Here is a 9,873-nt window from a genome sequence, read left to right on the forward strand (position 1 = left end):
TCATTATTTATCTGGTCCACCGGACCACAGGAACCAATACAGCAGTTGTGCCGGCGCCGGCATGCCGTGTGTCCTCACGCATTGAGCGGTTCGTCAAACTCGATCGCGATCACGTCGATCAAAGCTCCCGTTGCTTCGGGTGCATCAATGATCAGCTCACCGAGCATATCAGGCCTGGGCAGGAGATCCTCGGACGACATAAGCGGCATATGGTAGCCAAGTTGCTCCTCCGTCCCTAGGAGGCTGATCTTGTTGATCCGCCGCATTGGAAGGCCATGAACGACTACGGTCTCTATTGGTTGCGCGACCAGGAACAGGTACATACAGGTGCCACGCATTGTAGCGGGACCATAGAAGTCGATATTCGGGCTAGCGGGTCGCGCACCGATGACGGCCTCGCCGTGCGTGTTGAGCCAAGCACCGAGCTCATGGAGACGGGTGATCTGGATGTCAGGCAATCGCCCATCGCCCATAGGGCTGATATTCAATAGAAGATTGCCGCCTCGAGATACCGTTTCGCTCAAATATCGCGCGAGCTGGCGGGCAGACTTGTAATTGGTATCGCGAGGCCGCCATGCCCATGAGTCGTTCATAGTCATACACAATTCCCACGCTCCAAATGGGGCAGGGTGCGGAAAGTGTTGTTCCGCGATCTCGTAGTCGCCCTCGCCCGGAAGGCGGTCGTTGATGATGATGTCGGGCTGCAGTGATTTGATAAATTTCCGAAGGTCCGCGGCTTGCCACTCTTCGGCCGTCCGCTCCCAGGGGAGGTCGAACCACAGCAGGTCGATTGTTCCGTACTCGCTCAGCAGTTCGGCTAGTTGGCCGCGCACATATTGGAGATAACGCGCCCATGCCTCACCTGACGGACGGCGGTAGCGCTCAAACGGATAAGGCCTGTCACTATCCGCGAACGCCGGATAATCCGGATGGTGCCAGTCCGGTAGGGAATAATAGAGGCCAATGCGAAGGCTCTCACGGCGGCAAGCCTCAACGACTTGGCGGGTGATGTCGGCGCTGTACGGCGAGTGCTCGATTGAGAAATTCGACTCTCTCGTGTGAAACATCGAGTAACCCGAGTGGTGTCTGGCAGTGAATACCACGTACTGGGCACCACAGGACCGCGCCAGCCTGGCGACGCCCTCAGCGTCCCACTGCTGTGGGTCAAATGTGGATGCCGATGCATGATACTCGGCCACCGACACAGCTTCCCACTCAAAATTTGACCTGCCGACAAGAGGCCACGATATTTCAATACCCCGCTGACTTGCGTGGTCCCAATGGATAAATATGCCTAAGCCAGCATCGGCGAACCATGTCAAGTTGGCCATATAGAAGCTCCTCGATATCGGATGGCGGTGCACTGGTTAGTTCGGGACCGGCGCGTCCGGCCGCAGCAGCCCTGTGTCAATAAGCTCGGACCAAACACCGCAAGGTACAGGCGCCTCGAACAGACCTGCGTTCCGATCGACCTGTGAGGCAGACCTGGCGCCGAGACAGGCGGTCGCTATGGCCGGGTGGCCAAGGACGAATTGCGCCGCCGCTGCAGGCAGCGTGGCGCCGTGCCGCTCACAGACATCCGCGATTCGGTCGGCACGCCGTCTCACTTCCTCAGACGCGAGTGAGTAGTTGTACGTAGCTGAATGTCGGGGCCGATCCGTTGCTAACAATCCCGAATTGAACACACCGGCCGCGATCACTGCGACTCGCCGTCTTTCACATTCCGGCAGCAGGTCATCGAGTGCGTCTTGCTCGATCAGTGTGTACCGACCGGCTAGCATGACGACGTCAAGGTCCGTGTGCCGTACGAATTCGGTCAACATCGCTGACTGGTTCATACCGGCGCCATAGGAACAGATGATACCTTGTGATCGGAGTTCTTCTAAGGCCGGGAAGGCTCCGTCCAACGCTTCGGCGTAGTAGTCGTCCGGATCGTGCACAAAGACAATGTCGACACGATCGAGTCGAAGGCGAGCCAGGCTTGCTTCGAGTGACCGTAAAACGCCGTCTCGGCTATAGTCGCGGACTCGATAATGTGTGGCTGGCACGGCGAATCCCTCAGTATCCAGTCCATAGACCGGCCCCGTCGCGGATACAAGCCTCCTGCCGACTTTGGTAGAGATCATGAAATCGTCGCGGGGCCGTCCAGCGAGCCCTTCGGCGAGGCGGCATTCAGCTAGTCCGAGTCCGTAATGCGGCGCCGTATCGAAATATCGGACTCCGGCGTCCCACGCGGCCGAGACGGCGCCGTACCATTCGTCCTCTTGCAGCTCTCGGCCAAGGTTTCCTATCGGTGCAGTACCGAACGTGTGCGGACCGACTCCTAGTCGGCCACCGCCGAGTGTGTGGAGTTGGCAGGTCATTGTGAACCCCGCCAATCAAAGATCACACCGTTGAAACGGTTGCGCTCAGACGTGAACAGCTGGTTGTAGATGTCCGCGGCATCTCGCCAACAAACGAGATGGCTAATCAGGGGATGCAGGTCGAGCACACCGTTCGTTAGCAGTCGCAGGATTCCTTCACGACAGTTGCGGCCACCGATAAAGCTAGGGAAGACAGCTTTGACTTCTTTCTCATGGGGGATCGCGAAGTCGAAGGTGACTCCGTCGGGGTAATAGCCCTCAAACACGACGGTTCCCCCTCTCCGAACACACCTCATCGCGTCATCGACCGGCGTGACACCTGTGGACTCTATGACGACATCGACGCCGTCAGGGAACTGTTCAGCCACCTGCTCCGACGCTAGGGCGGTCGATGTGTCGATGACACGGTCGACGCAGTGAGCCCTAGAGAACTCGATCCGTTCGGGAGATACTTCGGTCCCGACAACATACGCACCACGTAGCCGTGCAACCTGCGCCGTTGTCTGACCGATCAACCCCTGGCCGATCACCATCACTGAATCACCCGCTTGTACATCGGCCATATTCAACGCATTCGCGCCAACGGCTGGTTGGACGAACAGCGCCGCAGTGGGGAGACGCTCATTGAACTCAATCCGGTGGGTTAATGAGGTGGAAGCAACCACGTATCGCTGGTGCGCCCCCATGGCGAAACACGCGACTAGGTCACCAACGGTGAGACCAACCTCAGGCGATTCATCCCCGAGCGCCACGACACGACCGACGGCTTGGTAGCCGGGTACAAATGGCATGGGCGTCCATTCCACCCTGCCCGTCGCCGCCCACATCTCTGTACCTACGCTTACACCCGAGTATTCAGTTTGGACGAGCAGCTGTCCCGCCCCCGGCCTCGGCACCGGGCGTGACTCCAACGCCACCCGACCGGCCGCACTGACGACGAGTGCGGGCGAGTCATGGGGAAGTTCGAGACCAATCTCGACGGCACGCATGGCATCTGGAGCGCTCAACGGTCCTCCCGTTCGGTGCGAGATGAAACGGCCAGCGTTGTGGACATCGTCCGAACATCAATCGATGGGCGGAAGCCGTAGGCGTCCGACAGTCGATCGATGGCGTACAAAGACGCCGTCTCATGACCATCAGCCCTGTAATACGCAGTGTCGAGCATCGAAGCTCGCTGACCCAAGGAATAATTAAGCGCCTCAAGCGTGGGAAGCAGCGTTCTGGCGGTGGGAGCAACGAGATTCATGCGTCGTGCACCGGCACCAAGGTGACAGTCCACGGCGAGGGCCAAGGCCTCGACGACGTCCTGCGATGCTACCGCGCCTCCAGCACAGAACGGCAAAGGCGTAGCATCCAGGAGAGTTTCATCGGTCTGAGACGTATCGTCCACCCGCGCGAAATCCTCAGACAGCACTGACCCAATCCGGAAGATGGCAATTTCCAAATCTGGACTTTGACGGCAGAAGTAGAAGGCCAGTTCCTCCATCAGCGCTTTCGAAAGGCCGTACGGGTCGATGGCATCGCATACGTGGTCGTCGCCTATCGGAAGTTCCCTTGGTAGGAATCGTTCGGAAAGGCAACCAACGGCCGCTATTGAACTAGCCAGAACGAAATGCCTACAGCCCCGATCGAACAAGTAGCGCAGCAAGGTACGCGTCCCCAGGACGTTTACTGAGAGTCCTGCTTCTTCGGAACATCCACCGATCTCGGAGGCTAGATGTACCACACTGTCAATTCTGTATCCGTTAAGGGCTTGGAGGGCTGAATGTGACGTAAAACTACCCCTGACATATGACCCGATCTCGGCTGCTTCGCCTCGTGATAACGCAATAACGTCATGCGCCACGCTGAGTCTGCGGATCAGTCGCGATCCGATGAACCCGGTGGCGCCAGTCACCAAGACCGCACCCATGAGGACCGCCTCCTGTCTCGACAGGTTTCCCATGTCGTCAATCGGAAGACGCTTAGGATATTCTCGAGCTTATCGCGAGCCCAGAAAGATGCTGCAAAATTGGCCACGGGCGAGCACCCCTCGTCGTGACCTCCCATCTTTACGCCTCGACTCCATTCAGTAACGAGCAATGCCCCTTTGGGAGAACGACCGCAAGAAGAACTGGCCCGGAGTCGCTCGAAGAATTTGGCGAGTTGGCAAAGTTCGCGGATTAGCCTCTTTAAGGCACTTCGTTCACGCGACCCGCAGACGATCCACCGCCTTTCGGTCCCACGAAATGCCCAGCCCCGGGTTTGAAGGCGGAAAAGCATGTCCTTCCACGACCGCAATCTCATCGTCGGTTACGGCTCGTAGCTGTGGAATGTGCTCAACGTAAAGAGCATTGGGAACTGCACACGCCAGCGAGACATGCAACTCCATCAGAAAGTGCGGAGCCACGTCAACGTTATACGCCTCCGCAAGGTGGGCTACTTTCAACCAAGGCGTAATTCCGCCGATGCGAGCCACATCGACCTGGACAATTTCTGCCGCACCCACTTGAAGAAATTCTCGGAATTTAGATACGGAGTATATACTCTCGCCAACTGCCACGGGAATAGTCGTGGTTTGCGCCAAGCGCTGATGTCCCGTCACGTCGTCCGCAGGAAGGGGTTCCTCAAACCAGAAGATGTCGAAGTCTGCGAACGCCGCGGCACGACGGACAGCCTCGGCCCTTGTCAGCGACTGATTGGCGTCAATCATAACATCCATCCCGTCGCCAACGGCGTCGCGGACAGCACCGAGCCGTTTTGCGTCATCGCTGGCACGAGGCTTACCAACCTTGACCTTAATCCCAGGCCACCCTGTCTCACGAGCATTGAGCGCCCGCTCCACCAACTCCTCAGTGGACAGGTGCAGCCAGCCACCTTCCGTGTCGTACAGAGGAACTTGGGATCGGGCACCACCAGCGGCGATCCATAGCGGTTGACCCGACGCTTTGCACCGCGCGTCCCAAACCGCCGTGTCGACCGCCGCCAGCGCCAATGACGTGACTGGTCCCACCATTGTCGCCCGCGTGGCCGAACACAACATCCTCCAGACGGCCTCGGGACGATCTGCGTCTAGGCCTATAAGTACATCTAACAAGACTGATCGCAACAAGCTAAGAACGGCAGCTCCGCCAGTCCCAATCGTATAACTATAGCCAATACCTTGTACTCCCGTCGCTGTATTGATCTCGACGAAGATCGTTTCTTGTTTAGTAAACTCCTGGACGGCATCGGTGCGCACATTCTCGACAGGCAAGGTGCACAGCCAGGCTCTAGCATTCTCAATCAATCCCAGACGCTCGCCCTGTGTCTCCACTAAAGCACCGCTACCCATATCCGACGCCATTTCCAGATCACCGAGTCTCGTTCTCGTGAGGCACCCGCAGACAAATATGTGGACAGTAGCGAATCATCCGAAATTCAAGGACTGTTTGTCGCTGCGACGCTTTCGGCAGTGCTTGGAGAAGCTTAAAAATTCTTATCTTCACAACTGTAATTCCTACGAATGGCGGACGGTCACCGTCAACGGACCTCGATACGATTGCGGCTCAACGTTCACAGATCGACACACCAAATCCTTCTTGGTCTTGACGTCTTGCCGGAGTCTTGCTCCGTCCGAGGCTGGATTACTGGATAAGCAAAATAGTTGTGACACCCCGACAACTCGATCGATGCGGCCCGGCACTGCTGTCTTCGAACCACTCAATACCGAAGCTTACGACGTCGTTGTTCCTCAAGGACACCCCAAGTCGAGGCCGGCAGCGTCGGTGCGAACGCGCCACGCTCTACCAGCTTCCAGGTCCCACTCCTTCGACATCGCGAAACTCATCAGGGCATAACTCGCCACGGACACCGCGTCTCGCCACGTCGATCGACTAGTTGATCACGTCACGTAACCGGCTGCGAGGTTATTGATGGTTGACTCACGTGACCTTTCCACGTGCCGCCACATATACGAAATATTCGAGACTCAATGGTAAGTGATTAACTGCTCTCAAGGCAGTCACTCAACACGCCTCGTCCAAGTAGCGAGGCTGAAGGCCAACGTATTCACCGTTTCGCCAGCCGGTGCACGTATTAAACTGCCTTGACCAAAAACTCGCCAACAAGATCTGCTTCTTACGTTTCTATGCTATATTTGGAACAACCAGCATACCTCAGATCGTCCAGCTGTCAACACGTCGCGTTTGATAGATTCAGCGATACTGTAACTTCGCAATCGTGTCGGCGCCTTCTGCTGCCGCTATGTCACGAGGCTGTCGACGCAGGTGGTGTCGATTGCATTGCGCGGGAATCGTGTTGGTGTCGTTTCAGGGATGCAGCGCGTCTGACACTGCAGCGATGTCCGGCGCGTCGCCGCCCCAGCTCGTCTGCCCGGCGGCCCCAAGACCCGGCAGCCACTTACTTGATCGCCCATTCACGACCTGGAGCTTGTCCAGGCCTGCGGAGCACCTGTCCGGGGCCCGCCGGGTCTCACAGTCAGCATCGAGAGGGTGCGGGTAATAACTTCGCAAGGCAGGTATCGGCTGGCGGGCGCCAAACACTTGGAAAGCCAGTAACGACCCATAGTTCGTGTCGAAGATGCAGCGCATTCCTTGATCTGTACGACCAAGCACCGGTCGAAGGACGGGTGATCCGCCCGAACGAACTCGGCCCGCTCAACCTGCACCCACCGCCTGGTCGCGGCTGGTACCCACTCGAGCAATCGGGACGCGGCCGCGGCCGACGTACACGCCACACCGCCAGTGTGCGGCACCTGTTCGCCGCATTGGGACCTAGCCTCCAGGCACGTGTTCTACCGGTTCCGGCGCCCGAGCGCTGGCAACAATTCCGCTCCTTCCTACGTCAATTCCGGCATCGCCTCCCGCATGGCACGCTCTACGTCACCTGTAACAACATCTCACGCAAAGGTCATTGAGTGGTGCCAAGCCAAACTAGAGGTGCCGCGAAAGGTGCGCGCGAGGCTCTGAGGCGAGCCAAGCGACGAAGGATCCCCTTACATCGGTGCACGCACTCGCCTCGCTGCTTTGGCCTCCGCTCGGGGGCCATTATTCACCCAGTCTTTAAAACGCTCTAATCATTCTTCCCAACGCCACTCGCCGATGCCCGAGAAGATGGAACCATAACGCTGACCCGCTACGACGCCCGTTAGCCGCGCGTCGTAAGCCACAACCATTTCCTCCTGATAGAGGAGGATCGCCGGGACCTCACTATTAGTTAATCGAAATGCATCCTGATAAATCTCCGCCCTTATCTCCTCATTTGGCTCCGTACGCCCGGCGGCAAGCAACTCGTCTAGTTCGGCATTGCAATAATGCCCATAATTTGCGCCAGATGGAAAATGAGTGTCGCAAGACAATCTATTGGTTACGAAATCTGGGTCAACGTCCGCATCTTCGGCAAAGCCCTCGATCAGTCCGTCGAACGACTGAGGCTCTTGCTCGACCCTCTCATTGAACGTAGGTACGTCCAGATACTCTATAGTCCAATTAATTCCGACATCAGCCAACTGATCTTGCGCCACCGTCAGCACAGCGGCCAGCTCACTATCAGGCGCCTCCCAAGCCAGAAGTGTCAACTCTGTATTCGGATCCCACTCGGCTTCTTTAAGGAGCTCGCGAGCCCGAGCTGGATCAAACGCATACTCGAGCACATCTGTCGTCGGCATAGCCCAATTCGGAATATTCGAGGGTATATTCGCTGTTGGAACTGTGCAATATCCGTTCAAGATGTCTCGGCATATCGCTTCACGATCGATAGCATATACCATCGCTTGCCTAACCCTCTTGTCGAGCAGCGGATCATTGGGCCTCAAATACCATGCAATGATCGCACTTTGGGGAGTTGAGGCAACCTCGATACCCTCCAGTGAACCGATACGCTCCACGTCGGCGGCAGAAGGCTCCATAATAAACTGTACTTCACCGGCTTCCAGTTGTGCTTCGGCAGCGTCCGCTGCCATGAACTTGAAGAACACACGTTCGAAGCCTACTTCGCCAAGATACCATTGGTCGTTCCGCTCCAGCTCAATATGCTGTCCAGGTACCCATTCTACGAACCGATACGGACCACTAGTCACGGGAAAATTCTCGAAATAGTCGTGTTCCTCGAGTTGATCACCCTCAATATTGCTGAGGATATGCGCTGGAAGGACAAAAGCGTCGAAGACTGTGGCAAGCTTACGCAGCCAGCCCGGGCTTGGCGACTCGAGTTCTACGACAATGGTGCGCTCATCGCGCGCGGACAAGCCCGCTATTTCTTGAGCCTTACCGTCGTTGAACTCCGCCTGGCCCACAACCTCCCCTATCACTGTTCCCAAATACGGATAAAGATTCCCATCAAGTATGTTAGTAAGCGACATAATCACGTCTGCCGACGTCATCGGAGTCCCATCGGTCCATTCGACGTCTGGGCGCAATCCTAGTGTTATAGTCTTCGCATCTCCCGATATATCCCAAGACTCAAGTATTGGAGAATAGAGCTCACCCGCGTCGTCAATCTCGATGATCCTTGTTAAGATTGCGTTATATATATGCCATTTTCCCCCATGCGGGACATATGGGAACAGATTCGGGGGCTCGATCGGATGTTGCACTTCCAACACGGCATTACTCGCTTCGGTGTCAGATCGATCGGTATCATCGTCGTCGTCGCCGACGACGCCACATGCAGCCAAAATTAGCCCTAGGCTGCAAGAGGTGGCAACACAAAGATCTCTCGCACGCATAAACATGAAATTCTTCTCCTCCCCTGCCCGCACAGCCTTACAGCGAGCATAAAGGGACCGAATCCGATTCGCACAATCGCAGTAAAACGTCGCATTAACGGATGCCTAGTGTCTACGTAATCCACAGGCGCCATGAACCGAGCCAGTTCTTTGATAGAGATGGGAAAGGCTTCCACTTGCAATTTCGTGGGCTTCGGCCATGTGACGGGCCAGTCAACAACGACGAGAGCGATAGGACAAAGATACTTCTCGCCGACTAAGCTCTTAGGTCCAATTGGCACAAGTTTAGGGTTCTCGTTCCCAATTTCTCAACATGAGCAGTTCGTGAGTGACGAGACAAGTATGGCAGCTTGTCACGTTATTTGTCCAAGAGATCTCGATAGGAAACGAACCAGTCGAAGCTACTTTCAAGGTCAGTCGAACTCTAGGGCCGAGTTCGCCCGAACTTGTGCCAGATCACGGCAAGTGCCCCCAGTCGTTTGCGGCAACTCATCGTAAGCGCGCAACGCAGGAATACGATTATAGCAATTTAATAAATAGATCAAAGTATGAGATGTGTGCGCGTCGTTCAGCCGGACCGGTATCTGCTACCAGAAAGCCCACGCACCGAGTCGGTGAGGAACTGGCCTGAAGGTCCAGTGTGTTGTCGTGAGTGTGGCAGCCGCGATAGCCATCCATAACCTCGGTCTCTGTGAACCGATCCTGTTCATGCTTTGTTCATTTTACCACACCTTCGCTACGGACTGTTCGGCCCAGCGGCCGAACAGTCCGTAGCGAAGAGCGAACGTGAGAGTCTCTATCACG

The 9,873-nt window shown here is 56.5% G+C and carries 6 protein-coding genes; all 6 read right to left on the reverse strand.

Annotated elements, in window-relative coordinates; translation table 11 throughout:
• Positions 1 to 74: 74 nt before the first annotated feature.
• Positions 75 to 1,331: an alpha-L-fucosidase gene (locus ELR45_RS33035; protein ID WP_129670079.1), complete on the reverse strand. Its 1,257-nt coding sequence runs from the start codon at positions 1,329 to 1,331 to the stop codon at positions 75 to 77.
• Positions 1,332 to 1,367: 36 nt separating this feature from the next.
• Entirely contained in the window at positions 1,368 to 2,363 is a 996-nt protein-coding gene (locus tag ELR45_RS43130; protein ID WP_129670080.1) for an aldo/keto reductase, read from the reverse strand.
• Positions 2,360 to 3,370 carry a zinc-dependent alcohol dehydrogenase gene (locus ELR45_RS33045; RefSeq protein WP_129670081.1) on the reverse strand — a complete coding sequence of 337 codons (1,011 nt, stop codon included), beginning with the start codon at positions 3,368 to 3,370 and terminating at the stop codon, positions 2,360 to 2,362. The genes ELR45_RS43130 and ELR45_RS33045 overlap by 4 nt, the downstream gene beginning before the upstream one ends.
• A complete protein-coding gene (locus ELR45_RS33050) occupies positions 3,367 to 4,308 on the reverse strand; it encodes an NAD-dependent epimerase/dehydratase family protein (protein WP_129670082.1) in 942 nt (313 codons plus the stop codon). Before ELR45_RS33050 ends, ELR45_RS33045 begins: the two co-directional genes overlap by 4 nt.
• 240 nt (positions 4,309 to 4,548) lie before the next feature.
• Positions 4,549 to 5,637: a mandelate racemase/muconate lactonizing enzyme family protein gene (locus ELR45_RS33055; RefSeq protein ID WP_420813998.1), complete on the reverse strand. Its 1,089-nt coding sequence runs from the start codon at positions 5,635 to 5,637 to the stop codon at positions 4,549 to 4,551.
• A 1,782-nt stretch (positions 5,638 to 7,419) separates the two neighbouring features.
• Positions 7,420 to 9,075: an ABC transporter substrate-binding protein gene (locus ELR45_RS33060; protein WP_129670084.1), complete on the reverse strand. Its 1,656-nt coding sequence runs from the start codon at positions 9,073 to 9,075 to the stop codon at positions 7,420 to 7,422.
• Positions 9,076 to 9,873 lie beyond the last annotated feature (798 nt).

The sequence above is a fragment of the Phytoactinopolyspora endophytica genome, from assembly GCF_004138495.1.
Classification (GTDB): Bacteria; Actinomycetota; Actinomycetes; order Jiangellales; family Jiangellaceae; genus Phytoactinopolyspora; species Phytoactinopolyspora endophytica.

Coding starts and splice junctions, on each gene's coding strand:
- ELR45_RS33060 (WP_129670084.1), bottom strand. CDS start 9,075: ATGTTTATGCGTGCGAGAGATCTTTGTGTTGCCACCTCTTGCAGCCTA.
- ELR45_RS43130 (WP_129670080.1), bottom strand. CDS start 2,363: ATGACCTGCCAACTCCACACACTCGGCGGTGGCCGACTAGGAGTCGGT.
- ELR45_RS33035 (WP_129670079.1), bottom strand. CDS start 1,331: ATGGCCAACTTGACATGGTTCGCCGATGCTGGCTTAGGCATATTTATC.
- ELR45_RS33050 (WP_129670082.1), bottom strand. CDS start 4,308: ATGGGAAACCTGTCGAGACAGGAGGCGGTCCTCATGGGTGCGGTCTTG.